The organism is Flavobacterium sp. CR10, assembly GCF_055814415.1.
In genome coordinates, this window is record NZ_CP185985.1 from 2,577,411 (window position 1) to 2,602,166 (window position 24,756).

The 24,756-nt window shown below is 32.7% G+C and carries 22 protein-coding genes; 13 read left to right on the forward strand and 9 right to left on the reverse strand.

Translation table 11 applies throughout. The features are described 5' to 3' along the window. Positions 1-232: 232 nt before the first annotated feature. From ACNRYB_RS11490 to ACNRYB_RS11510, 5 genes are all read right to left on the reverse strand, one after another. Positions 233-619 (reverse strand): tetratricopeptide repeat protein, encoded by a 387-nt coding sequence (locus ACNRYB_RS11490; RefSeq protein WP_473730137.1) that lies wholly within the window; start codon positions 617-619, stop codon positions 233-235. Between the two features lie 281 nt (positions 620-900). After that, positions 901-1,287, reverse strand: coding sequence for a secretion protein (locus tag ACNRYB_RS11495; protein WP_473730138.1), 387 nt, complete (start codon positions 1,285-1,287; stop codon positions 901-903). A 364-nt stretch (positions 1,288-1,651) separates the two neighbouring features. After that, a complete protein-coding gene (locus tag ACNRYB_RS11500; RefSeq protein ID WP_129747382.1) occupies positions 1,652-2,053 on the reverse strand; it encodes a T9SS type A sorting domain-containing protein in 402 nt (133 codons plus the stop codon). A gap of 469 nt (positions 2,054-2,522) precedes the next feature. Next, on the reverse strand, positions 2,523-2,927 hold the full coding sequence (locus ACNRYB_RS11505; RefSeq protein ID WP_008462388.1) for a secretion protein: 405 nt from the start codon (positions 2,925-2,927) through the stop codon (positions 2,523-2,525). 626 nt (positions 2,928-3,553) lie between these two features. Next, positions 3,554-3,919 (reverse strand): DUF3244 domain-containing protein, encoded by a 366-nt coding sequence (locus ACNRYB_RS11510; RefSeq protein WP_008462389.1) that lies wholly within the window; start codon positions 3,917-3,919, stop codon positions 3,554-3,556. Between the two features lie 450 nt (positions 3,920-4,369). Here ACNRYB_RS11510 and ACNRYB_RS11515 point away from each other — a divergent pair, with 450 nt between their 5' ends. The 3 genes from ACNRYB_RS11515 (at position 4,370) to ACNRYB_RS11525 (ending at position 6,877) form a co-directional block, all read left to right on the forward strand. After that, positions 4,370-5,242, forward strand: coding sequence for an AraC family transcriptional regulator (locus ACNRYB_RS11515; protein ID WP_008462391.1), 873 nt, complete (start codon positions 4,370-4,372; stop codon positions 5,240-5,242). A 155-nt stretch (positions 5,243-5,397) separates the two neighbouring features. Beyond that, positions 5,398-6,267 carry an alpha/beta hydrolase gene (locus ACNRYB_RS11520; protein ID WP_473730139.1) on the forward strand — a complete coding sequence of 290 codons (870 nt, stop codon included), beginning with the start codon at positions 5,398-5,400 and terminating at the stop codon, positions 6,265-6,267. Positions 6,268-6,358: 91 nt separating this feature from the next. After that, positions 6,359-6,877, forward strand: a complete 519-nt coding sequence (locus tag ACNRYB_RS11525) for a hypothetical protein (RefSeq protein ID WP_473730140.1) — start codon at positions 6,359-6,361, stop codon at positions 6,875-6,877. A gap of 62 nt (positions 6,878-6,939) precedes the next feature. Here ACNRYB_RS11525 and ACNRYB_RS11530 read toward each other — a convergent pair whose 3' ends face one another. From ACNRYB_RS11530 to ACNRYB_RS11540, 3 genes are all read right to left on the reverse strand, one after another. Continuing rightward, a complete protein-coding gene (locus ACNRYB_RS11530; protein WP_473730141.1) occupies positions 6,940-8,676 on the reverse strand; it encodes a T9SS type A sorting domain-containing protein in 1,737 nt (578 codons plus the stop codon). A gap of 197 nt (positions 8,677-8,873) precedes the next feature. Beyond that, positions 8,874-9,845, reverse strand: coding sequence for a TerC family protein (locus tag ACNRYB_RS11535; protein WP_473730142.1), 972 nt, complete (start codon positions 9,843-9,845; stop codon positions 8,874-8,876). Positions 9,846-10,166: 321 nt separating this feature from the next. Then, positions 10,167-11,183: a glutamine synthetase beta-grasp domain-containing protein gene (locus ACNRYB_RS11540; protein WP_026729095.1), complete on the reverse strand. Its 1,017-nt coding sequence runs from the start codon at positions 11,181-11,183 to the stop codon at positions 10,167-10,169. 428 nt (positions 11,184-11,611) lie between these two features. On the opposite strand from ACNRYB_RS11540, the gene ACNRYB_RS11545 reads away from it, so the two are divergent. From ACNRYB_RS11545 to ACNRYB_RS11585, 9 genes are all read left to right on the forward strand, one after another. Next, on the forward strand, positions 11,612-13,801 hold the full coding sequence (locus tag ACNRYB_RS11545; RefSeq protein ID WP_473730143.1) for a glutamine synthetase III family protein: 2,190 nt from the start codon (positions 11,612-11,614) through the stop codon (positions 13,799-13,801). A 407-nt stretch (positions 13,802-14,208) separates the two neighbouring features. Then, positions 14,209-14,826, forward strand: coding sequence for a hypothetical protein (locus tag ACNRYB_RS11550; RefSeq protein WP_473730144.1), 618 nt, complete (start codon positions 14,209-14,211; stop codon positions 14,824-14,826). Positions 14,827-14,888: 62 nt separating this feature from the next. After that, on the forward strand, positions 14,889-15,374 hold the full coding sequence (locus ACNRYB_RS11555; RefSeq protein ID WP_473730145.1) for a hypothetical protein: 486 nt from the start codon (positions 14,889-14,891) through the stop codon (positions 15,372-15,374). A 4-nt stretch (positions 15,375-15,378) separates the two neighbouring features. Further along, positions 15,379-16,116: a CsgE family curli-type amyloid fiber assembly protein gene (locus tag ACNRYB_RS11560; protein WP_473730146.1), complete on the forward strand. Its 738-nt coding sequence runs from the start codon at positions 15,379-15,381 to the stop codon at positions 16,114-16,116. A 72-nt stretch (positions 16,117-16,188) separates the two neighbouring features. Beyond that, on the forward strand, positions 16,189-16,662 hold the full coding sequence (locus ACNRYB_RS11565; RefSeq protein ID WP_354590472.1) for a curli assembly protein CsgF: 474 nt from the start codon (positions 16,189-16,191) through the stop codon (positions 16,660-16,662). A 54-nt stretch (positions 16,663-16,716) separates the two neighbouring features. Next, positions 16,717-18,093: a CsgG/HfaB family protein gene (locus ACNRYB_RS11570; protein ID WP_473730147.1), complete on the forward strand. Its 1,377-nt coding sequence runs from the start codon at positions 16,717-16,719 to the stop codon at positions 18,091-18,093. An 82-nt stretch (positions 18,094-18,175) separates the two neighbouring features. Further along, positions 18,176-19,654: a carboxypeptidase regulatory-like domain-containing protein gene (locus ACNRYB_RS11575; RefSeq protein WP_473730148.1), complete on the forward strand. Its 1,479-nt coding sequence runs from the start codon at positions 18,176-18,178 to the stop codon at positions 19,652-19,654. 156 nt (positions 19,655-19,810) lie between these two features. Further along, positions 19,811-20,989 (forward strand): AIR synthase related protein, encoded by a 1,179-nt coding sequence (locus ACNRYB_RS11580; protein WP_473730149.1) that lies wholly within the window; start codon positions 19,811-19,813, stop codon positions 20,987-20,989. Between the two features lie 118 nt (positions 20,990-21,107). Beyond that, a complete protein-coding gene (locus ACNRYB_RS11585; RefSeq protein WP_473730150.1) occupies positions 21,108-21,464 on the forward strand; it encodes a hypothetical protein in 357 nt (118 codons plus the stop codon). 76 nt (positions 21,465-21,540) lie between these two features. Here ACNRYB_RS11585 and ACNRYB_RS11590 read toward each other — a convergent pair whose 3' ends face one another. Next, positions 21,541-22,164: a M949_RS01915 family surface polysaccharide biosynthesis protein gene (locus tag ACNRYB_RS11590; RefSeq protein ID WP_473730151.1), complete on the reverse strand. Its 624-nt coding sequence runs from the start codon at positions 22,162-22,164 to the stop codon at positions 21,541-21,543. Positions 22,165-22,304: 140 nt separating this feature from the next. Here ACNRYB_RS11590 and ACNRYB_RS11595 point away from each other — a divergent pair, with 140 nt between their 5' ends. Next, positions 22,305-24,644, forward strand: coding sequence for a GH92 family glycosyl hydrolase (locus tag ACNRYB_RS11595; RefSeq protein WP_473730152.1), 2,340 nt, complete (start codon positions 22,305-22,307; stop codon positions 24,642-24,644). The last annotated feature ends 112 nt before the right edge of the window (positions 24,645-24,756 follow it).

Here is a 24,756-nt window from a genome sequence, read left to right on the forward strand (position 1 = left end):
TTATACCTATTAAGTTCAATTAATGTTTTATATTATGAGACTAAAGTTTGTCTCTCTCGTTTGTCATTTCGATCGAAGGGAGAAATCTTCGCAAGTAACTCCGCAACAGTGTGTGCTCAGCGTGCGAAGATTTCTCCTTCGTCGAAATGACAATATTGTCGAAATAGTTTACCTTAAAACATAAAAAACCTCTCAGAAACGAGAGGTTTTTTTTATATCAATTCAAGTTTTTTTAAACTTTCTTTTTTATTGTTGTTTTCGGTTTACGTTTTAATTTTTCGATAAGAGCATCAGCTTTTTCGTTCTCAGAAATAGAGCGTAAAGATTCTGCGTAGCGGTAATAATAAACAGGATCTAAATCTGTGGTAAGAGAAAAAAGTTTGGTGTACCATTCGGCTGCTTTTTCGAGTTCGCAATTCGAATACGATGAATTTCCTAGTTTTTGAAATAAGTCTACAGATTTGTAGCCTTTTGCAGCAACCTTTTCGTAGGTTTTTATAACGTCGACATAAGCGTATTTTTCGCCGACCTTATCGGTTTTATAATAGGTTTCATTTTGCGCCCTTGCACGAAATGAAAATACGATTAACAATACTAAAATAACTAGTTTTTTCTGCATAGGTTTTTAGTTTTGGTTGTGGTATTTAATCGTATTCATTAATTGTTTTTGAAAATCTTTTCACTGCAAGAAACAGTTATAAAAACAATTATAAACTTCACTTATTTATTTTTATTGTATGCTTATTGCAATTTTAGTGTACAAATATATGGAAATCAATAATATAAAGTGATTTTACACGACGTTTTGTAAATAAAACCTGTTATATTGATGGAAAACAAAAAAAGCAGCTCCTGGTACGAGCTGCTTTTCTGACTTTTTTCTTTGGGGACAAAAAAGGCTTAGCGACGGAAAGATGGACTGTGGTTAACAGACTCATCTAACTTCACGGCCTTTACTTTTTTTGCAGCAACTTTAATTTCGTGTTTCGCAATTTTGTCGTTTGCTTTCACTTCAAGAACATACGTTCCAGCAGGAAAACTTTCTAAACTAATTGTTTTAGAAACTTCCAATTTGTCTGCTGCAGATTCTCCAGCATAAAGTAAGTTGTGATTCTCATCATAGATAGAGAAAGATGCATTTTCTACAGTGTCTAAAGTAAAACTAACTACTTTTCCGTTTCCTGTTTTAATGTTTAAAATATAATCACCTTTTCCATCAATGGCATAGGTAAACACAGTCGCTAAAAAAAAGGCAGCAACTAAACCAGCTTTGGTAAATTTTGTCATGTTTTTTTTAAATTGTTAATTACTAAATGTGGAACGCGTAAAACTACAAATACAAATTTAATTTTTAGCAATAAAATGGTATTTTTAAATCCATAAGTTATTGAATTGTAATTATTTCTGTATTTTGTTTGAACTATGTACGTAATTACTGGGCTTACGGATTGTTTTTTCTTTATTTTTTTTAGTGCTTAAAAATCAATGGATTGGAATTAATAAGAATAATTTTCAGAAAATGGTTTTGTTTTACAATTTTGGTTTTATCATAAAACAAAAAAACAGCTCGATAACCACAAAGAGCTGTTTCTTAAACGTAATTTTTTAAATTTTCTAACCTCGATTTTATACCTTTTTGGCTTATAGATTCTTAACGTGCAGCGACACTTGAATTTTTAGCAAAACCTGCTTTGTAAACTGATGAAATTGCAGTTCTTGATAAAGATGCACTATCAGTTATTGTAATTTCATATTTTGCTTTTTTTACATTGTCTTCTACTTCTAAGAAATAAGTCCCTTCAGGAAATTCTTCTAGACTGAAAGTTCTTAAAATTCCATCTTTTCCAGATGCGCTTTCAGAATAAATTAAAGTTCCATCATTGTCATAAATAGCTAAATTGGCTTTCTGTACTTTGTTAAGTGCGAAAGTGATCAGTTTTCCATTAGCTTTTAATACATGAAGATTAAATTCTCCATTTCCATCAATTGCGTAAGTGCTTATTCCTGTGAAAAGCAACGCTGCTACTAAACTCAATTTTGCAATCTTTTTCATGGTACTTAGGTTTTAAATTAATAGTTCTAATTCTCTGATGCTAAATTACTTATGTATTACATGAAAAAGCACAACTGTATTTTCTGATTTCTATGCTATATTCTCATTTACGAAACCGTTATAGGTTAAAATGTGAATTATATTTATTGTTTTTGTTAATTCAGTTATTATTTTTTAATGTTTTGCTTTGTTTTAACTTTACAATGGGTTAAGGATTTATTTACAAAAAGTAATTTGTTTTTTAACCGCAAAGACACAAAGAAAGCGCAAAGTTCGCAAAGCTTTCAAATAAAAAACTTTGCGAACTTTGCGAAACTTTAGCGCCTTTGCGGTTAATTAAAATGTGGTAAAATTAAAGCAAAAAAAAACAGCTCAGTAACCACAAAGAGCTGTTTTTAAAACTTTTGAAAGTTTTTAAACTTACTAACTATCTAACCTCACTTTATACTTATGAAAAGCATAAACTTTTTTAGCGTGCTGCCACGCTTGTATTTTTAGCGAAACCTGCTTTATAAACCGAAGAAACTGCTTTTTGAGATAAAACAGAAGAATCATCAGTTATTGTGATTTCGTATTTTGCTTTTTTTGCATCGTTTTCTACTTCTAAGAAGTAAGTTCCTTCTGGAAATTCTTCTAAGCTGAAAGTTCTTAAAATTCCATCTTTACCTGAAGCGGTTTCAGAATAAATTAGAGATCCGTCTTTGTCATAAATAGCTAAATAGGCTTTTTGTGTTTGGTTAAGGCCAAAAGTGATCATTTTGCCATTAGCTTTAATAACGTGCAGGTTAAAATCTGCTGTTCCATCAATTGCATAAGTGCTTATTCCTGTGAAAAGCAACGCTGCTACTAAACTCAATCTAATAATCTTTTTCATGGTATTTAGTTTTTAAATTAATAGTTCTAATTCTCTGATGCTAAATTACTTCAGTTGTAAGTAAAAAAACAATACTATATTTGCCAATTTCGATGCTATATTCTCATTTACGAAACCGTTATATGTTAAAATTTGATTTATTTTTTACTGTTTTGGTTGATTTGGTTATTATTTTTCAACGTTTTTGATGGTTTTTAATTTGCAATATTATAACGGTTTCTTTAAAAAATGTAGGAATTTTTGAAAGATGCTAAGGTTCTGAGATACTAAGAATCTAAGTTTTTAATTGGATTGTGTATTGTAACACAAAGAACTCAGAGGTCACGCAAAGTTTACAAAGTTTATTTGAGTAAATTTTATAGAATAAAAAAAGTTCGCAAAGCTTTATGAAAAAAACTTTGCGAACTTTGCGTTCCCGATAACTATCGGGATTGCGCCTTTGCGGTAAAAAATTTTTGCAGTAAAAAACTTTAGAGCAAAAAAAAACGGCTCAGTAACCACAAAGAGCCGTTTTTAAAACTTTTGAAAGTTTTTAACTTACTAACTATCTAACCTCACTTTTTATACTGTATTAGAGTATAAAGTTTTAAGTGCCGTGAAGAATTGCACTTAACGTTTATATTTTCTTAGTTAACAGAAACTGTTCCTTTTGAAGACAAAACAGAACTATTAGCGTTAACAGTAATATCGTATTTTACTTTTTTGAAGCTGTCAGCAACTTCTAAAATATATTTTCCTTCTGGAAACTGTTCTAAACTGAAAGTTCTTAAGATTCCGTCTTTACCAGAAGCGGTTTCAGTATAGATTAATTCACCATTATCATCATATATACTAATAACTGCTTTTTGTAATTGATTAATTCCAAAAGCAATTACCTTGCCATTTCCTTTTAATACATGAAGATTTAACGTTTCATTTCCATCAATTGCATAAGTACTCATTCCTGTTAGAAGTACTGCACATACTAAACTTAATTTCATAATCTTTTTCATATTCTATAGTATTAAATTTTTTTCGTTCATTTCTCTGAGGCAAAGTTATAGCAGCATGTGTGTTATTTTAACATCTATATTTTCCAATTTATATGCTATATTCTCATTTACGAAACCGTTATAGGTTAAAATTTGATTTAAATCTTATGTTTTTGTTAATTTGATTGTTATTCTTCAAAGTTTTTCGAAAACTTAATACTTCTTAAAGTTTCCATCTTTCTTACAATTTTTAACATATTGGTATAAAATCAGGTTTTAAATGGGATAAATAGAAAAAAAGTAGAGAAAAAAAATAAGACCTTAAAAAAATGCCGATTTTGATATAAATTTTTCAGTGTTAAGAACGTTATTTTAATGTAAAATTCGCATTTACGAAACCGTTGTAGGTTAAAATTTAAATTATTTTAGGTGATTTTGTTAAATTTGCTATTATTTTTTAAAGAAATTATCATGAAGACTATTGCCCCAGCTCTAGAAGTGATAACTAACTCATACGGAAGTTCTTTTACCTACACTAAACACGCCGAAAAGACCAATAGCAAAGCTCATTTATGGCACTATCATCCAGAAATTGAGTTGGTTTATATAAATGGCGGGGCTGGAAAAAGACAAATAGGAAGCCATGTTTCTTATTATACCAATGGTAGTTTACTTTTAATAGGAGCTAATTTGCCGCATTGCGGTTTTACAAATGAGCAGACAGGAAATACAAATGAAACTGTTATTCATATAAAACCTGAATTTTTAGGAAGCGATTTTTTCGTGGCTCCTGAAATGAAAAAGGTGCAGAATATTTTGAAACAGGCTAAAGGCGGTATCGCTTTTGGAGGTGAAACGAAAAAACGTATTGGAGAAAAAATTGAAATGATGGAAAATGAACCGCCATTTCAAAGATTAATGACTCTTTTGACTGTTTTAGACGAACTAGAATCAGCTGAAGAATATACCATTTTAAACGCAGACGGATTTACGATGGAACTTCAGACTCAGGACAATGATCGTATGAATGTTGTTTTTAATTTTGTTAAAGATCATTTTCAGGAATCTATTTCTATAGATGAGGTTTCGAGTTTGGTTAGCATGACAACGCCTTCTTTCTGCCGCTATTTTAAAAAGATTTCAAACAAAACATTTACAGAGTTTGTAAACGAATATCGTTTAGTACATGCGTCTAAACTTTTGGCAGAACAGCCAATGAGTATTAATGAGGTTTGTTATGAAAGCGGTTTTAATAATTTTAGCCACTTTAGTAAATCGTTTAAACAATATACAGGTAAAAGCGCTTCGCAATACCGTCACGAGCATAAGATAATAATTAGCTAGTTATAGCTTGAATTTTTTTAGCCACAAATTCATATTAATAAAATTCGTGAATTCGTGGCTATCTTTTTTAAGTTTAAGTAGAGGTCGGATTTTTCATATATTTTATTCTGAAAAAAGTTATATTTACAAACCCTAATCAGAAAAAAAATATCAAAATGAAAAAAATCAAAATGCTATTGTCTGCATTTTTGCTTTGTCTTACCACCATGACATACGCTGCAAAAGTAGACACGCTTCAAGTTGCCAGCACTGCAATGGGAAAAACCTATAAAGCAGCGGTAGTTTTGCCCAATTCTTATGCTAAAAGCAAAACCACTTTTCCGGTTATGTATCTCCTGCACGGTGCGTACGGACATTTTAGCGATTGGCTAAAAAATACTCCAAACAAAAAACTGGTTCATAATCTTGCAGATCAATATAATATGATTATTGTAATGCCAGAAGGTGAGACGTTCAGTTTTTACATTGATAGTCCTGTAAATAAAGAAAGTCAGTTTGAGACTTTTATTACGCAAGAAGTAATTCAGAAAATAGACAAAACGTACCGAACAATTGCCAATAAAAACGGAAGAGTAATTACAGGACTTTCTATGGGCGGTCACGGTGCGTTGTATTTGTCAGCCAGACATCCCGATTTGTTTTGTGCAGCAGGGAGCATGAGCGGTGCGGTAGATATGAGCACAATGCTTAATAGAGATTCGTCTGCTCAAATTGTAAAATTAATGCAACCCGTTTTTGGAGACAAGAGCGGAAATACAGAGTTATACGAGCAAAATTCTGTTTTAAGAATGGCTGATAAATTAAAATCGAATAAGCTTCCTTTGATAATAGATTGCGGTGTAGATGATTTTTTAATTGAACCCAATAGAGAATTACACAGAAGATTGGTTTACAATAAAGTCGATCATGACTATACAGAACGTCCAGGAGCTCATACTTGGGACTATTGGGAAAATTCGCTTCCGTATCACGTATTATTTTTTAGTAAAATACTAGCTAAAAATCAGGTGACTGCAAAAAAATAAAGGTTTTTTTATTCTAAAATAAGCCAAATCACTTTTTTTGGTTTAATTTTTGGAATACCTTTATATAGTATAATCCTTAAAAAAAATAATTATGAAAAAGATACTTACCTTATTTGCAGTTATCGGTTTAATTGCATTTTCTAGCTGTGAAGGACCAGAAGGGCCTCCAGGACCTCCGGGATATGATGGAATAGGAACAGTTTATGAGAATGTTCCGCCAAACTATTATAATTTTACAACAGGTAACAATTTTAGAGTTAGATATGTTTTTCCTCAACGAATTCTTGATTCAGATGTTGTTCTAGTTTATAGATTTGGAGGAGTTGATAGCGGTAGAGATGTTTGGGAATTTTTACCTGAAACCCATTACTTTGATGATGGTACAAGAGATTTTTCTTTTGATTTTACATTTAGTGATTCTTTTGTAGATATTTATTTAAATGGTAATAATCTTACTGATCCAGAACTTGATCAGTATAGACTTAATCAAATTTTTAGAATTGTTGTAGTTCCTGCTGATTTTGCGAAATCTGTAAATAAGGCTAATTATTTAGAAGTAATGAAAGCAGCTAACTTAAGTGAAAGTCAAATACAAAAAATTAAGCTTTAGTATTTTTTGATATAGATAAAATAAAAAAAGGAAATCGTAAGATTTCCTTTTTTTATTTATTATTAATTTTTTATAAATGTAAATTGTAAATTAACTCTTCTTCCATTGTTTGTGGTTTGTATATTGATAAAATAAGTGCCAGGTACTAAAGATGAAATATCTGCGCTTAATAAGTTTGGGCTAATTGTTGAAAAGCTATTGTTAAAAGTTGCTCCAGTTATATTTGTTATGGTAACTGTGCTATATGATAAAGAAAAAACAGAATCTTTATCTTCAATATTTATAATTGATGTTGCAGGATTTGGGTAAACAGTAATAGATGATGATGGAGATCTTTCATATGATGGGCTTATGATTACTTCATTGCTATAAGATATCTCACCTCCAACGTAATAATTTGTTTCTGCTATTCGTCTGTAGCTATATTCTTGAATTGAAGTGCCTCTTGGATTAGTTACATATTCTAAAGGGGCAGGTAGGTAGTCTTTAGAAGTTGCTCCTGGAATATTTGACCAATTACTTACGGTCTCTCGATTATTAATAGGCCTTTTTTGCCATTGATAAAATAATTCTGTGTTTTTGCTGGAAATTGCAGTAGAGCCAATAAGTAGCGTTGGTTTTTCTATTTCTTGTGGAGAAATTATTTTAAGTTCTTGATCACAACAAATAGTGTTGTTATTTCTTATTGTTCTAATGACAATTTTTAGGGAATTACTAGAAATTCTTAAATTTTGATAAATAGCTATTCTTCTTATTGATAAGAAATTATCTTTATCGATTCTGAGATTAGGTATTTTTGATGAGTTCAGAGTTCTAGAGTTCTCATTAGGTATTGTGGTCCATGAATAGGGTGCTTCAGCTGTTGCGTATTCCCATTCATATGTCTGTATATTAACATATGTATCGCTTCTTTTTGGCACGTTTGAAGGGTTTTGCAAAGTATTTAAATTTATAACTGAATAGCTCCCATTTATTTCTTTTAGATTTGACATGGTCAATTCGGCATAGTTGTTAACGTCAGTTGGAGTGTCTGATAATGATATTGCATTTGAATCTAAAGATGAAGGAATAACTGTAATAGTGACAGCATTACTTTTGTTTGGGAATTCTCCTCCATAAACATAACCTAAGCTTCTTTGAATTGAAAAAGTACCAAGCTGTGTTGTGTAATCAAGAGTTAGAGTTTTGTTGATATTATCTAATCCTATTAGATCTCCGAAATAGGTCCATCTCGAGTTTATGCCGTACGGTTCTCTTGCGTACGGATTTGGGTATTGAGATCCAGTTATAGGTTGTGGCCTTTCTCCTAATCGAACAGTTTGATTGCAGCATAATGTATTTACTATATTTTTTGGATTTGGGGCATCTGCAGGAGGGTTTATTGTAGTTCCAGAATCCATAGTTGAATTTTTAATTACAGCTAAATTCGAACTTCTGTAAGATGTGCCTGCAGATGTTTTATATTCAGCAAAAATAAATCCACCAGAAGTTAGAAAATCACTCCAATATAAATTTATTACCATACTTCGAGTAGCAGTTCTTCCGCTACCAAAATATAAATTACCACCATTTCCGCCTGCTGCTACATTAGCGTTTGTTGTGCTTAAATTGGAATAGTAAACTGTTATTGTCCCTTGGTCGTTAACAGCAACATTACTTGGAATGTCAACTTTAATGTTTAATGAGATAGTTGAAGTTGGCACAGAAGCTAAATTGATTGGACCAGAATTTACATTGGTATTATTTACCGCTGTAGGAGTTAAGGTAACGGTTTGTGCAAACATTAAAGCATTCAGCATTAATGTTGCAATTAAAAATAAGTAATTTTTTTCATGATAAAAATTTAAATTAAAAAGCCTAAAATAAATATTTATATATAATTTTCTTATTTTTAAGTGTTAAATTATAGGAAAAATAATAAAAACTACAAATGTTTGTAGTAAAAAAAGGAAATCTTTAAGATTTCCTTTTTTTATGAATGTATGTTTGAAAGCGATTATTCTTCGCTTGACGAATCATTTAAAACTTTTTCTGGTCCGAATTTAAGAGAAACTAAGATTCCTACTAGAAGAGACAAAGCAATAAATCCTAAAGAAGCCCATTCTGGTACGTGGAAGAAATCGTGTAAAAGCATTTTTAATCCCACGAAAGCTAAAATAGCAACTAAGCTGTATTCTAAATAACTGAATTTTGCCAGCATGTTTGCTAAGAAGAAATACATAGAACGTAATCCAAGAATAGCAAAAATATTAGAGCTAAATACTAAAAACGGATCTTTGGTAATAGCAAGAATTGCAGGAACACTGTCAACAGCAAAAAGAACATCCATAACTTCGATGACAATTAAAGCTACAAATAATGGAGTCGCTGCTTTTTTTGCTGTTTTGGTTGTGATGAAAAATCTCTCTCCGTCAGTTTCTGATGTAATTGGCATCACTTTACCTAAAGCTTTATAGATAAAGGAATCTTTTGGGTGAAAATCTTCTTCTTCCCCGGAAAAAAGCATTTTTATCGCAGTAAATATTAAGAAAACGCCAAATACATACGTTGTCCAAGCAAATTTATTGATCAACATTACTCCGAAGAAAATCATTAATCCGCGGAAAACAATTGCGCCTAAGATTCCCCAGAACAAAACGCGGTGCTGGTATTTTTGCGGAATTTTGAATGAAGCAAAAATAATGGCAATAACAAAGATGTTATCAACGCTCAGCGAAAGCTCAATTAAATATCCCGTTATAAATTTCATTGAAGCAACTGCCGGCTTTAAGTTATCTGGGTTTGCAATATAATCTGTCGTGTATAGCCAATAGATTACTCCTGAAAAAAGGAAAGATAAAGTAACCCAAACTAAGGTCCATTTGCTGGCTTCTTTTGTACTAATAATATGTGGTGTTTTGTTGAAGACACCTAGGTCTAAAGCAAGAATGAAAATTACAGCAAGTAAAAAGAGTGACCAGACTATCATAATGATTTTTTTAAATGATTTACAAAGATAAGTTTTGAACTGTAACTTAAAAATTAAATTTAATCCTAAAATTAAGTAATATTTGTTATTTGTAAGATGTTAAGTGTTATAAAGTTATGATGTTTTTGAGTTTAAAAAGAGATGTGTTCTACGTTATTGTAGAACTTTGTCAAAGTTTTAAACTTTGACAAAGTTGTCATGGCTGAGCTTTTGATTTAAATCCGACAGGTTTTTAAAAATCTGTAGGGCTTGGTTTAACAAGGCATAAAAAAAGTGCCAACAATTACGATGGCACTTTTGAAATATAATTTAAGCTTTGAATTATAGCGCTGATTTAACAGTTTTGATAATTCTAGCAGCAATTTTGTAAGGGTCTCCGTTTGAAGCTGGTCTTCTGTCTTCCAACCAACCTTTCCAACCTTTTTGAACAGTCATTAAAGGAATTCTGATAGAACATCCTCTGTCTGAAACTCCATAAGAGAAATCGTTGATAGAAGCAGTTTCGTGTTTACCAGTTAAACGTTGCTCGTTGTAAGCTCCGTAAACAGCGATGTGCTCTTTTGTAACAGGACGGAAAGCTTCACAGATTTTCTCGTAAGTTTCTTGAGAACCACATGTTCTAAGAACGTTGTTAGAGAAGTTAGCGTGCATTCCAGAACCATTCCAGTCTGTATCTCCTAGAGGTTTTGGATGATATTCAATATAGTAACCATATTTCTCAGTTAAACGGTCTAATAAATAACGAGCAACCCAGATTTCGTCTCCCGCTTTTTTAGCACCTTTAGCGAATAATTGGAATTCCCATTGTCCGCAAGCAACCTCTTGGTTGATTCCTTCAAAGTTGATTCCAGCAGCGATACATAAATCAGCGTGTTCTTCAACTAATTTTCTACCGTGCGTATTTTTTCCACCTACTGAACAGTAGTACATCCCTTGTGGAGCAGGGTATCCTCCAACCGGGAAACCAAGCGGAAGTTGTGTTTTTGTATCCATGATGAAATACTCTTGTTCGAAACCAAACCAGAAATCATCATCTTCATCATCAATTGTGGCTCTACCGTTAGATGGGTGTGGTGTTCCGTCAGCATACATAACTTCAGACATTACTAACCATCCATTGATACGAGTTGGATCTGGATAAATTGCAACAGGAACTAAAAGACAGTCAGAAGAACCACCTTCAGCTTGTTTAGTTGATGAACCGTCAAATGACCAATTTCCAAGTTCTTCTAATGTTCCTTTGAAATTTTCGTGCTCTTCAACTTTAGTTTTACTTCTAAGATTTTGAGTTGGTTCATATCCGTCTAACCAAATGTACTCTAACTTAATTTTAGCCATAATAATATAAATTTATTTTTTTTGTTTTTTCGCTGGGTCAAATATAGATTTATTTTTTTAGTCCTAAAAATTAGGGGGCTATTTTGTTTTGTGAAGTATAATTTTTTGGATAAGCGCAATTTTGGTAGGGGTATATTTTGAAAAAAGCAATTTTATTTACCGTAAAAAAATAAATTCGTAATAATTACTGCTCATTTTTGAATTTATGAGTTAAGAAATTATGAAAAAATGTTTATTTAATCAATAATACCGTACAGTTTTGTTATATTTCTGTGATTTGAATTCATTATTCTTCGAAAAAAGTGTTTTATGTTGAAAAATCATTGACTAAAAATCTATGATTTATATTCCAAACAGGCTTATTTATTGTTTATATTTGTTGCTTCTTTTTTTAATGAAAATTATTACGAATTTAAACTTTACATACCATGTCAACATTACGTTTTCAAGCTTTACAGCAAGCTTCAAACAGAAAGCCGGTACATTTTGAAGAAATTGGCCGAAAATCAAATCTTTTTGGATCAAATGTGTTTAATGAAAAAGCAATGAAGCAATATTTAACTCCCGATGCTTTTAGAGGAGTAAGAGATGCCATTCAACACGGGACTAAAATCGACAGAAAGATGGCAGATTATATCGCCATGGGAATGAAAGAATGGGCTCTAGCGAAAGGGGTTACACATTATACACATTGGTTCCAGCCTTTAACAGGAACTACTGCAGAAAAACATGATGCTTTTTTTGAAACTTCTTATGATGGAAGTGACTCAGTTGAAAAATTTGGCGGGGCACAATTAGTTCAGCAAGAACCAGATGCTTCTAGTTTCCCGAACGGCGGAATCAGAAATACTTTTGAAGCAAGAGGTTATACCGCTTGGGATCCGACTTCTCCAGCTTTTATATATGGTACAACTTTATGTATTCCGACTGTATTTATTGCTTATACAGGTGAAGCTTTAGATAATAAAATTCCTTTGTTAAGAGCATTGTCTGCAATTGACGAAGCTGCGACAGAAGTTTGTAAATACTTTGATAAAAACGTAAAAAAGGTAACGGCAACTTTAGGATGGGAGCAAGAATATTTCTTGATTGACAAAGCTCTAGCAAATTCTCGTCCTGACTTAATGATGACAGGAAGAACGTTATTAGGACACACTTCTGCAAAAGGACAGCAGTTAGACGATCACTATTTTGGTTCTATCCCGACTCGTGCTCTTACTTATATGAGAGATTTGGAGCAAGAATGTATGTTGTTAGGTATTCCTGTAAAAACACGCCACAATGAGGTAGCGCCAAATCAGTTTGAGTTGGCTCCGATTTTTGAGGAAACGAATTTGGCGGTAGACCACAACTCTTTATTGATGGATGTAATGCAGAGAGTTGCAGAGCGTCATGACTTTAAAGTATTATTTCACGAAAAACCATTTAAAGGAGTAAACGGTTCTGGAAAACACAACAACTGGTCATTGGCAACAGATACTGGAGTTAATTTGTTGAGTCCGAGCAAAACGCCAATGAGCAATTTACAGTTTTTGACTTTCTTTATTAATACGATAAAAGCAGTAAACGACAATGAAACTTTATTGAGAGCGTCTATTGCAACAGCAAGCAACGATCACAGGTTAGGAGCAAACGAAGCGCCGCCAGCGATTATGTCGGTATTTATTGGAGCTCAATTAACTAAAGTTTTATCTGAGTTAGAAAGCGTTACAACAGGGAAACTTTCGCCAGAAGAAAAAACAGATCTTAAATTGAACGTTGTTGGTAAAATTCCCGACGTATTATTAGACAATACAGATCGTAATAGAACTTCACCTTTTGCTTTTACAGGAAATAAATTTGAGTTTAGAGCAGTGGGTTCAAATTCAAACTGTTCGAATGCTATGACAACTTTGAATGCGATCGTGGCAAAACAGTTAATCGACTTTAAAAATGAAGTAGAGAATTTGATTGAAAATAAAGACATGAAAAAAGATGATGCGATCTTCAATGTCTTAAGAGAATACATCAAACAATCTAAAAAAATCCTTTTTGAAGGTGACGGTTATAGTGAAGCTTGGGAAAAAGAAGCAGCAAAAAGAGGTTTAAGCAATTTTAAAACAACTCCAGAAGCTATTAAAGCTAAGGTTTCTAAACAAGCTTTAGAGTTATTTGAACAATTAGGAATTTTTAATCATGTTGAAGCTGAAGCACGTTACGAAATCGAATTGGAAGAATACACTAAAAAAATCCAGATCGAAGGGCGTGTTTTAGGTGATATTGCTAGAAACCATGTTATCCCGACTGCAATTCGTTACCAAAATACTTTAATTGACAACGTAAAAGGATTGAAAGAAATTTTCGGAAAGGATTTTGAAGCATTAGCTAAAGAGCAAATTGTTTTAATTAAAGAAATTTCAGGTCATATTGAAGGAATCAATTCTAAAGTATTGGCAATGACTAATGAAAGAAAGAAAGCAAATCAATTGACAGATGCTCAAAAAATGGCAGAAGCATATTGCAATAACGTGAAACCATATTTTGAAGATATTCGTAATCACTGTGATAAATTAGAATTGCTAGTAGATGACGAAAGTTGGACATTGACCAAATACAGAGAATTATTATTTACGAAATAATAATCATAATAATAGTTGTTCAAGCCTGTCTCAAAAAGACAGGCTTTTTTTTGAGATTATATTAAAATTTACCCTTAGGAAAGTTTTTTTTGCTACTTATAGAGCCTCAAATGTAAAGAAATTGCAATAAGTATCTTTTTTCCTATGAAAATTTTAAGGCTTTTTGGCAGTTCATCGAGATAGTTTTACAGTTCATCGAAAAGAGGTTAATATCTTGTAAAATAGGTATTTATACGTGAACCTCTTTTGACTAAAGTTTTCTAATTTTGGTCATGAAGTTGAGAAAATAGCATAAAAATTGCTCTCAAAGCCTCGTCTAAATTCCCCTCTTTTCCTGCCCAAAAATACAAACCTACAGAAGAACCTACATAATAAGTTGTATTAATAACCAATTAAATATATTTATTATGAAAAAAGTAATTTTGAGCATCTCCGCGATGCTGTTTGTAGGTGTTGCCGTGGCACAAAACACTAGTAATGTTGACCAAGATGGTTTATTAAATGGAGCATTAGTTGTTCAAGTTGGATCAAATGATTCAGATGTTCACCAAGATGGTATTTTAAATTCTGCATCTGTTCTTCAAATAGGTGTTGATAACTCATCAACTATTGATCAAGTAGGTATTGGAAACGCTGCTTCAGTTACACAAATTGGATGGGGAAATACTTCTGATATTGACCAGGGTCCACTGTTAGGAAATAGTGCTACAGTTTTCCAATTTGGAGTTGATAATAATGCTGATCTAACACAAATCGGATTCTTTAATAGTTCTAGTGCAACTCAAATAGGTTGGGGCAACGATGCTAATGCTTATCAATTTGGCTTTGGCAACGAATCTGAAACTTATCAAGAAGGATTATTCAATTCAGCTACAACAATTCAACTTGGAATTGGAAACTATTCTAGTATCGATCAATATGGAGTTGCTAACTATGCTTTGACAGGACAATTAGGATGGGGAAATGTTAGTACTGTTACTCAAGCAGGATTCTTAAATGGCAGCGTAGTGCTACAGGCAAACTAAACAAACAAGAAAAGGAAGAACTAGATTTATCAGTTCTTCCTTTTTTTATTATTTAAAAAATTATGAAAAGTATTGTAATAGTCATTTTATTTCTAAGTATAGAAAATATGTTCTCGCAATCTATTGATGGGAATATGAATGATTATGTAATAGCTTTAAATGAATCCAACAATCGCAATCAAAACAAAGGCACAAATCAATATATTATTAGCCATAATATAGTCAAAATCACCCAAATTGGCAACTTCAATCAGGCCAATTTCAATATTATCAGTAATAATGCCTATGTAACTGCACAGCAAACTGGTAACAACAACTACATGAATGTCTACAAAAAATCAGACGAAATAAATCAATCCTATATACAGTCAGGTAATAACAATTATATAAGCGATGTTTCATCATACTCTCGCGGAGTCGAAGCAATGAAAGTCAATCAGGAAGGCAATAATTTAACTGTTTTCAGTACAGGATCAAATTCAATATCCAAAGATATGATTATTAATCAATCTGGAAATTCTGGTACAATTTACGTATTCAATCGCTAAGGCCATGAAAAAGTATTTAAACATAATTGTTGCATTTTTTTTTATTTTTTTTTCGGAAAACGGATTTTCACAAGCCGAGTACAACAAAGATGTAAAAGCGAAAATTGAAGTTAAAGAAATTGAGAATTTATTATTTATTACCGGAACTGCAGAAAATTTAAAATCAGAGTTCAAGAATATTTCATATAAATTAAGTGTATTCAAAAAAAACAAATCAAGTTCAAATAAATCAACCAATGCACAAAACGGAAGAGCGACATTAGAACCCATTCAAAAAATTGAATTGTCCAAAACACAAGTCAATTATACAAAAGAAGATGAAGTGATTATAATGTTGTTGATTTATGATGAAAAAGACGCCATAATTGGTAAAGATCGAGTTGTTTTTGGAGAAGAAACAGAATCTGACACAGGAAAATCTCTTCCTGTAGATGGCATCGAAATGGTTGGAATTGTTACCAATGATACCAAAACGAAGCTTGGAAATGATTTTTATGACACGTTTTATGCCCAATATTCTAAACTGAAGATTCACACTACTAAAATTGTAACAGTTCAAGAAGAATTGTCTTTTGCACGAACAACAAAAATTTCAATACTGGTAGATAGTGATGTTATAGAGGAGTTTTATTCGCGTCCTGAAGAAGATTTTTTAAAATACATGGCCGATTCTGCGGCTTCAAAGTTATTCAAGTATTTTAAAGATCTAGAAAAACAAAGCAAAATGATTACTCAATATTAAAATTGAGTAGTGAGTATATTTTTTCGATACAGAGTCTACTGTTATTTGATGTTTAAACTAAAAAGTGTCTATATGAAAACTATAGCTTTATTACTATGCTTATTAGGTTTTAGTACAATTTCTATTGCTCAAAACCTTGCTTATAAGCCTGCAAACCCCAATTTTGGAGGAGATACGTTCAATTATCCGTGGTTACTTAGTTCGGCTCAAGCCCAAAATGATTATAAGGATAATACCAATACAGGCTATAAACAGCAGACAGATTTGGAACGTTTCAAAAGCAATTTGAATAATCAGTTGTTAAACAGACTTTCGAATTCATTGTTTGATAATCAATTTGGAAACGGTACTGGTACAGGAAGTGGCACGGGTACAGGAACAGGAACAGGAACAGGAACAGGAACAGGCAATGGTTCACTCTCGCCAGGAACTTATGTTTTTGGAACTCTGTCCATTGATATTTACCATTCTAATTTAGGATTGGTGGTCGATGTTTTAGATACAGACACAGGAGAGCAAACACAAGTGATTCTTCCTGGACAATAAAATTTGCTTTTTGCATGGAAAAAAAATCAAGTATTATTTTAAATAATTGAGATTATGAACAAAAGTCCCCTTTTTCTATTTTTATTAATTTGTCTACTTTCAGGTTGTGGAGCATATTTTAATCAGCCTGTGGGATTGCAGAAAGCGGTATATGGAGAAAATACTCCAGCTACAGCCAAATTGGTCGAAATGCCCAAACCCAAAGAGCAGATAGTTGTAGGTGTATATAAATTCAAAGATCAGACAGGGCAATACAAGCCTACTGAATTAGGAAGTACCTTTAGTACGGCGGTTACACAAGGAGCCACATCTATTTTAATAAAAGCTTTGCAAGACTCAAAATGGTTTGTGCCCATAGAGCGTGAAAATCTAGGAAATCTTTTAAACGAAAGAAACATTATTCGTTCTACTCGTCAGGAATACGCTTCTAAAACAGAACCAAACGAAGCAGTCTTAACACCTCTTTTGTTTGCAGGAGTTTTGCTCGAAGGTGGAATTATTTCTTATGATACCAATATTATTACAGGCGGTTTTGGTGCCAGATATTTTGGTGCGGGCGGTTCTACACAATATAGACAAGACAGAGTTACGGTATATTTAAGGTTAGTTTCGACTTCAAACGGAAAAATACTAAATACGGTGTATGTTTCTAAAACTATTTTGTCACAAAGTGTTGATGCAAGTTTATTTAGATATGTCAATTTAAACAGGCTTTTGGAGGTTGAAACGGGGTTTACTCGAAATGAGCCAATTCAAATGGCAGTAACAGAAGCTATTGAAAAAGCAGTTGAAGGACTTATAGTTGACGGAATCAAAGACAAACTTTGGGAAGTAAATGCACCTAAGAAACAAATTGACGATTTTGTTGCTGCATATGACAGAGAAAAAAGTGAAGCCGATTTAGCACAATTATACGATAGAAATTTAACCGAAAGAAGAGCGCGTTTTGGTTTGGAAATTGCTGGAGGTGCGACCTATATGCAAGGTGATTTTAAAAGCCCGAAATTAGAACCAATGGGAAGGGGCGCAGCAAAATTCTTTTTTACTCCTGGATTTAATATTAGTGCATCTGGAAATGTTTTCAAGCTCGGAAATAAAGGAAAAGACGATGTGGGATATGCAACTTTAGACATGAATTTGGAATTTCTTATTTTGCCACAGGATACTTTTACGCCTTATGTTTTTGCAGGTACCGGTGTTGGCTTTAATGCGGATTTTAAAAATGTTCATAGTAAGGTTCAATTTGGAGCAGGTGTGGAGTACCTCGTTACGAATTATCTTGGAGTTAAGTTATATGGAGAATATAACGTGAATTTCACGGATAATTTAGATTACACCATTAGTGGAGTAAGAGATGATTATTACTGGCGGTTTGGTTTAGGGTTAACCTATTATTTTCCAAAGAGTTACAAATACAACAAGAAAAAGTAAAAAATCCTAATGTAATTCAATGCTCTTTTTAAAGTGATTACAGAGGTAAAAGCAAAATAAGTTTAATAAAAATATGTCTCAAATGAAAATAGGTTTAAAAATTTTGGCGTGCTTTATTCTTCTGATGTCTTGTGGTGAAGAACAACTGGATGAAACAGGGACAGGAACAATAAAGGGAAGAGTTGTAGATGTGCGTGCATATACAGGAATTGAAAATGCCCGCGTCTCTTCGAGTCCGACTACAAGCACAGTTTATACCGATAAAGATGGCTACTTTAGAATTGAAAAAGTGCCCCAAGGAAAATATGCTTTTCAGGCTCAAAAAGATGGTTTTATTGCCAGATTTGTACCCGCGACAATCGAAAAAGATATTGAAATAGAAGTCATTTTTGAATTAGAAGTATCTACCGCCACTAATAAACCACCTACCGTTCCTTCTCTTACCGCACCAGCAAACAACGTGACAGGACAAGCTTTGTCTTTAGACTTAACCTGGACTGCAACAGATCCAGAGTCAGATCCACTGACCTATGTAGTTACGGTAAAAAATGGGACAACAGATGAGGTTAAGACATATTCTGGTTTAACAGCCACAACTTTAAAGATTACGGGATTAAATTACAGTACAAAATATTATTGGCAGGTTTCAGCAAATGATGGTATAAATAAACCGACAAATAGCGTAACCAATTCGTTTACAACCTTAGCATTTCCAAATCCAAGATATTTATATGTTAAGAGAGTAAAAAACAATAATGTTATTTATACAGCTGATGCTGCTGGAAATGAACTGCAATTGTCGTCATCAGAAATAAATAGCTATAGACCAGTGAAAAATCTTAGTATAAATAAAATTGCATTTATTAGTTCTGATGGTTCGGCAAATCAAATATATACTATGAATCCTGATGGTTCTAACACTAGAAAAATTACCAATTTTATTCCTATAGCAGGTTTTAATATGGAACATGTTACTTATAGTTGGAGTAAAAATGGAAGCCAGTTTATTTATCCAAATTTTGACAAATTGTATAGAATAAATGCAGATGGTTCAGGACTAGTTCAATTATATAAAACTCCAAATGGTAAATTTATTTCTGAATGTGTATGGAGTCAGGACGGGCAACAAATTGTTTTGAAAGTAAACGATAATTCTGGCTATAATGTAGAAATATATGTGATAAACCCTTCTGGGAAACTATTATACACAGTGCTTTCAGGCGTAACTGGTGCAGCAAGCGGTATAGATATTTCTTTAGATAATAAAAAAATAGTTTACACGAGAGATGTTTCTGGTTATGAAAATGCGACATACAGACGATTAGATTCTAGAATATTTGTTTATACAGTGGCCTCAAATACTTCGGCAGAACTAGACACTCAAAAAGAGGATGGTTTTAATGATCTAGATGTGAAATTATCACCAAATGAAGCAGAGGTAATATTTGTTAATACATCAAATGATGGATTGTCTGCCAAAAATATTCAGACGGCAAAATTGAACGATAATGAATCAAGAACAACTTTATTTCAAAATGCTTCTATGCCAGATTGGAAATAATTTAGAAAAATAGAGAGTTTCATGACTAATTCTTATTTTTGGATGATCGGCAGAATATAAACTTCTGCCGATTTTTTTTAGAATCAAATAATCGAATAAGTCAAAGAATTAAAAAAAGGGATTATCTTTGCAGCACATCAACACAAACTAATTTTCATGAGTTCAGATTCTAGCAAAAGATATGCACAAAGAGGTGTTTCGGCATCAAAAGAAGACGTACATAACGCTATAAAAAATATTGACAAAGGTTTATTTCCGCAGGCATTCTGTAAAATTGTTCCTGATTATCTAACACAGGATGATGAACATTGCCTTATTATGCATGCTGACGGAGCAGGTACAAAGTCGTCTTTGGCTTATATGTATTGGAAAGAAACTGGAGATCTTTCAGTTTGGAAAGGAATTGCTCAAGATGCCTTAATCATGAATATTGATGATTTATTGTGTGTTGGTGCAACAGATAATATTCTGCTTTCTTCAACTATTGGAAGAAATAAAAATTTAATTCCTGCCGAAGTTATTTCTGCCATCATTAACGGAACAGAAGAATTAATCAACGAATTAAAATCATTTGGAGTTACGATTCATTCAACAGGTGGAGAAACTGCCGATGTTGGAGATGTGGTAAGAACGATTATTGTAGATTCTACTGTAACAGCAAGAATGAAACGTTCTGATGTTGTAGATAATGCAAACATTCAAGCAGGAGATGTAATTGTTGGTTTGGCTTCTTTTGGTCAGGCGACTTACGAAAAAAGCTATAACGGCGGAATGGGAAGTAACGGATTAACTTCTGCACGTCATGACGTTTTCGGAAAATATTTAGCTAAAAAATACCCTGAGAGTTACGATGCAGCGGTTCCAGAAGAATTAATTTATTCAGGACAAGTAAATCTGACTGATGAAGTAGAAAATAGCCCAATAAACGCGGGTCAGTTAGTGCTTTCTCCAACAAGAACTTACGCTCCAATTATCAAAAAGATTTTAGATAAATATACTCCAGAAGATATTCACGGAATGGTGCATTGCAGCGGTGGTGCGCAGACTAAAATTTTACATTTCGTAAAAGATTTGCACGTTATAAAAGATAATTTATTTCCAGTGCCGCCATTGTTCAAGTTAATTCAAGAACAATCAAAAACAGATTGGAAAGAAATGTATCAAGTTTTCAACTGCGGTCACAGAATGGAGCTTTACGTTTCAGAAAATATCGCTCAAGATATTATTGAAATTTCTAAATCATTCAATGTTGATGCGCAAATTGTTGGTAGAGTAGAAGCATCTGATGATAAAAAGCTGACTATTACTAGCGAATACGGAACATTCAATTATTAATAATATAGTTGCAAAGATTCAAAGGTTCAGAGTTGCAAAGGTTTTGTAGCTTTTAAAATAATTATTATATTTAGAGATGCGCAATTGTGCATCTCTATGTTTTTAAATACTTTACATTATGTACGAATTACTTTTTTGGAGATATCTAGACGAAATTTACCTGAACAATCAGGAAGTTTATGAATTGCTTGTTGAAAAACAAGAAGTCGAAGGTTTAGCTGATCTCCAAGTTGAAGTAATCGTAAATAGAATTAATTCTGTCTTTTCAGACTGGGAGCGTGTAGACGAAAACAGCTGGAAAAATCCAAAAGGGAAAGGCGCATTTCAAGTTATTACAACACCTCAAAGTATAAAAATTGACTGCTACGGAACAGAAGGAAAAACCATGAATAAATTAGTAGATATCATGGAAGAATTCAAATGTCCGCTTTACGATCCACAAGTTCCGGAACGTTACGATGAAATGAGCGAGTAAAAAATAATTGTAAATTGTTAATTATAAATGGTGAATTATGAACAGCCATCAATCATTTACAATTAACAATTAAATCTTATCCGTTTTTCAAAAGCACATTCTGTTCTTTTCTCATTTTTTCAGTTAATTGATTGATATACGTTTTTATTTTCTGCGGAAGCGTATTCCAACTTTGATCTTTTTCAAAACTTCTGCAATTATCAAAATCGCATTCAACTGCACGAATCACATATTTTTTGTTTTTATAAACCGTAATAATTTTTACGCGTCTTATATAGCCATCTTCGTTGCGAGTTCCATAAACAATAACGGGTTCAATATAAGCATCGCCATCAATATCTTTTGTACTGCAATATTTTGTCCAGAACCAAATGTTTGTTTCTTTTGGGAGAGTATCTTCAAGCAAATCATTAATTTTCCATTGATTTAAAAATCCGCCGTGATCATTAATCACACAAACTGCTTGTATTTTTGTATTTAAAGTATCTTTCTTGGAAATTGTTTTCTGATTTTCGCCCAAAACCAATTCATAAACACCGCCTTTATCGCTAAACTCAAACGCTCTGTAAATAGGAAAATCAGTTAGATTTTCGAGTTCTCGTTGGGCAATTTCCTGTTTCGTTAATCTATTACTTTCAATTTTTTGCGAAAAAATAAATGAAGAAGAAAAAGAAAGTAAAATTAAAATATATTTTTTCATGCTTTGATAGGCTTTTAGTAAACCAAAGATATTTAAACCTTTTGAGCTCTGCTAAATTTATGTTTTTTAAAAACAGTTTTTGTTGTACTTTTCTGCATGAAATGAAAGCACAAAGATTTCAAAAAATAAAAAAACTTAAAATGATTAAAATTAACTTTAAAAATTATTTTTTCGGACTATCAATTTTACTTTTCACTTTGCCCAATACGGTAATTGGGCAGAAGAAAGTGGCTGAAAAAAGAAACCTTATTCAATATGTAGATCCAATGATTGGAACTGCAAAAATGGGGCACACCTATCCAGGAGCAACAGTTCCTTTTGGAAGCGTGCAATTGAGCCCAGAAACTGATACTATTGCTTATAGCTTAAACGGAAAATATAATGGAGAAGTTTATAAATATTGTGCGGGATACCAGTATGAAGATAAAACAATTGTAGGCTTCAGCCATACACATTTTAGCGGAACAGGACATTCAGATTTAGGAGATTTCTTGATCATGCCAACAACCGGTAAACTACAATTAAATCCAGGTGTGGCATCAAAACCTTTATCTGGATATAGATCGGCATTTTTGCATTCAACAGAAAAAGCTGAACCGGCTTATTACAGTGTTTTTTTGGAAGATCATAAAATTAAAGCAGAATTGACTGCAACAACTCGCGTTGGAATGCATCAGTATACTTTTCCAAAATCTGATGAAGCACACATCATTCTTGATTTGACTTCAGGGATTTATAATTATGATAAAAAGAATGTTTGGACTTTTGTTCGTGTAGAAAATGATACTCTGATAACAGGATATCGTCAGACAAACGGTTGGGCAAGAACTAGAACAGTTTATTTTGCGATGTCATTTAATAAACCAATTAAAAGTTACGGACAAGCGGCTCAAGAAAAAAGTGTTTATAGAGGTTTCTGGGGAAGATTTGATCAAACGAAAAACTTTCCAGAAATGGCAGGACAAAATCTAAAATTGTTTTTTGATTTTGATACGAATGAAGGAGAAAAAATCAAAATCAAAATGGCATTGTCACCTGTAAGTTCTGCTGGAGCATTAGAAAACATGAAAAAAGAAACTCCTGATTGGGATTTCGAAAAAGTAAAAAAGCAAAGTCAGGAAGTTTGGAATAAAGAACTGAATAAAGTTCAGGTTGAAACAATTCAAAAGGAAGATTTGGTTAATTTTTATACCGCAATGTATCATGCATTTTTAGGTCCAACCGAATACATGGATTTAGACGGAAATTATAAAGGTCTAGATATGAATATTCATAAAGCAGAGAAATTCACTAATTACACAAGCTATTCGCTTTGGGATACGTATCGAGCTTTGCATCCGTTATTTAATATCATACAGCCAAAAAGAAACGGAGATATGGTAAGCTCAATGTTGGCACATTCAGATCAAAGTGTTCATAAAATGCTTCCAATCTGGTCGCATTATGCCAACGAGAATTGGTGTATGATTGGCTATCATTCGGTTTCGGTTGTGGCAGATGCAATTGTAAAAGGCAATATCAGTTTTGATGCCGAAAAAGCGCTTCAAGCTTGTGTTAATACTGCAAAAGTGCCGTATTATGATGGTTTAGAATTTTATATGAATAAAGGATATGTTCCGGAAGATAAAAATGGTGCTTCGGTTTCTAAAACTTTAGAATATGCTTATGATGATTGGGCAATTGCTCAGGCAGCAAAGAAATTAGGAAAGACAGCTATTTATAATGAATTCATCAATAGATCGAAAAATTATAAAAATGTTTACGATGAGAAAACAGGTTTTATGCGTCCAAAATTAAACGACGGAACCTTTAAAAAAGAATTTGATCCATTAGATACCCACGGACAAGGTTTTATTGAAGGAAACTCTTGGAATTACAGTCTGTACGTTCCGCAAGATCCTTCTGATATGATTCAATTGATGGGAGGAAATGAGAAATTTAAAGTTCGTTTAGATTCGTTATTCAATATGCATCTTCCAGACAAATATTTTGAAAATACAGAAGACATTACAAGAGACGGAATTATTGGGAATTATGTTCACGGAAATGAGCCTTCACATCATGTAGTATATTTATACAATTGGACAGATTCTCCTTGGAAAGCTCAAGATAAAATTAGAATGATTTTGAAAAAAATGTACCGAAATGGCGCTGATGGTTTAGGAGGAAATGATGATTTCGGGCAAATGAGTGCTTGGTATATTTTCAGCAGTTTAGGATTTTACCCAGTTGCTCCAGGTTCAGATGAATATGCATTAGGAAGTCCGTTACTGAAAAAGGCTACTTTGAATTTAGAAAACGGAAAAACCTTTGAAGTTGAAACGGTAAATCAATCTGATAAAAATGTTTTTGTGAACAAAGTTCTAATGAACGGTAAACAATTGGACAAACCATTTTTAAAGCATGCAGATGTTATAAATGGTGGGAAGATTATGTTTTATATGAGCAGCAAGCCAAATAAGAAGCTATATCAAAATTAGTTTTACGTCTGTCACCCTGAGCGGAGTCGAAGGGCTTTCTAGCTTAAGAGGGCTTCGACTCCGCTCAGCCTGACAAATGATACTATTTTAATTCGTGAAAATTTGTGCGATT

What these genes read in the sequence shown, in the direction of transcription:
- ACNRYB_RS11510 (WP_008462389.1), bottom strand. Translation starts at nt 3,919, where the DNA reads ATGAAAAAGATTATGAAATTAAGTTTAGTATGTGCAGTACTTCTAACA.
- ACNRYB_RS11490 (WP_473730137.1), bottom strand. Translation starts at nt 619, where the DNA reads ATGCAGAAAAAACTAGTTATTTTAGTATTGTTAATCGTATTTTCATTT.
- ACNRYB_RS11590 (WP_473730151.1), bottom strand. Translation starts at nt 22,164, where the DNA reads ATGAAAAAATATATTTTAATTTTACTTTCTTTTTCTTCTTCATTTATT.
- ACNRYB_RS11575 (WP_473730148.1), top strand. Translation starts at nt 18,176, where the DNA reads ATGAAAATAGGTTTAAAAATTTTGGCGTGCTTTATTCTTCTGATGTCT.
- ACNRYB_RS11535 (WP_473730142.1), bottom strand. Translation starts at nt 9,845, where the DNA reads ATGATAGTCTGGTCACTCTTTTTACTTGCTGTAATTTTCATTCTTGCT.
- ACNRYB_RS11560 (WP_473730146.1), top strand. Translation starts at nt 15,379, where the DNA reads ATGAAAAAGTATTTAAACATAATTGTTGCATTTTTTTTTATTTTTTTT.
- ACNRYB_RS11515 (WP_008462391.1), top strand. Translation starts at nt 4,370, where the DNA reads ATGAAGACTATTGCCCCAGCTCTAGAAGTGATAACTAACTCATACGGA.
- ACNRYB_RS11565 (WP_354590472.1), top strand. Translation starts at nt 16,189, where the DNA reads ATGAAAACTATAGCTTTATTACTATGCTTATTAGGTTTTAGTACAATT.
- ACNRYB_RS11545 (WP_473730143.1), top strand. Translation starts at nt 11,612, where the DNA reads ATGTCAACATTACGTTTTCAAGCTTTACAGCAAGCTTCAAACAGAAAG.
- ACNRYB_RS11500 (WP_129747382.1), bottom strand. Translation starts at nt 2,053, where the DNA reads ATGAAAAAGATTGCAAAATTGAGTTTAGTAGCAGCGTTGCTTTTCACA.
- ACNRYB_RS11580 (WP_473730149.1), top strand. Translation starts at nt 19,811, where the DNA reads ATGAGTTCAGATTCTAGCAAAAGATATGCACAAAGAGGTGTTTCGGCA.
- ACNRYB_RS11505 (WP_008462388.1), bottom strand. Translation starts at nt 2,927, where the DNA reads ATGAAAAAGATTATTAGATTGAGTTTAGTAGCAGCGTTGCTTTTCACA.
- ACNRYB_RS11520 (WP_473730139.1), top strand. Translation starts at nt 5,398, where the DNA reads ATGAAAAAAATCAAAATGCTATTGTCTGCATTTTTGCTTTGTCTTACC.
- ACNRYB_RS11495 (WP_473730138.1), bottom strand. Translation starts at nt 1,287, where the DNA reads ATGACAAAATTTACCAAAGCTGGTTTAGTTGCTGCCTTTTTTTTAGCG.
- ACNRYB_RS11530 (WP_473730141.1), bottom strand. Translation starts at nt 8,676, where the DNA reads ATGCTGAATGCTTTAATGTTTGCACAAACCGTTACCTTAACTCCTACA.
- ACNRYB_RS11585 (WP_473730150.1), top strand. Translation starts at nt 21,108, where the DNA reads ATGTACGAATTACTTTTTTGGAGATATCTAGACGAAATTTACCTGAAC.
- ACNRYB_RS11555 (WP_473730145.1), top strand. Translation starts at nt 14,889, where the DNA reads ATGAAAAGTATTGTAATAGTCATTTTATTTCTAAGTATAGAAAATATG.
- ACNRYB_RS11550 (WP_473730144.1), top strand. Translation starts at nt 14,209, where the DNA reads ATGAAAAAAGTAATTTTGAGCATCTCCGCGATGCTGTTTGTAGGTGTT.
- ACNRYB_RS11595 (WP_473730152.1), top strand. Translation starts at nt 22,305, where the DNA reads ATGATTAAAATTAACTTTAAAAATTATTTTTTCGGACTATCAATTTTA.
- ACNRYB_RS11525 (WP_473730140.1), top strand. Translation starts at nt 6,359, where the DNA reads ATGAAAAAGATACTTACCTTATTTGCAGTTATCGGTTTAATTGCATTT.
- ACNRYB_RS11570 (WP_473730147.1), top strand. Translation starts at nt 16,717, where the DNA reads ATGAACAAAAGTCCCCTTTTTCTATTTTTATTAATTTGTCTACTTTCA.
- ACNRYB_RS11540 (WP_026729095.1), bottom strand. Translation starts at nt 11,183, where the DNA reads ATGGCTAAAATTAAGTTAGAGTACATTTGGTTAGACGGATATGAACCA.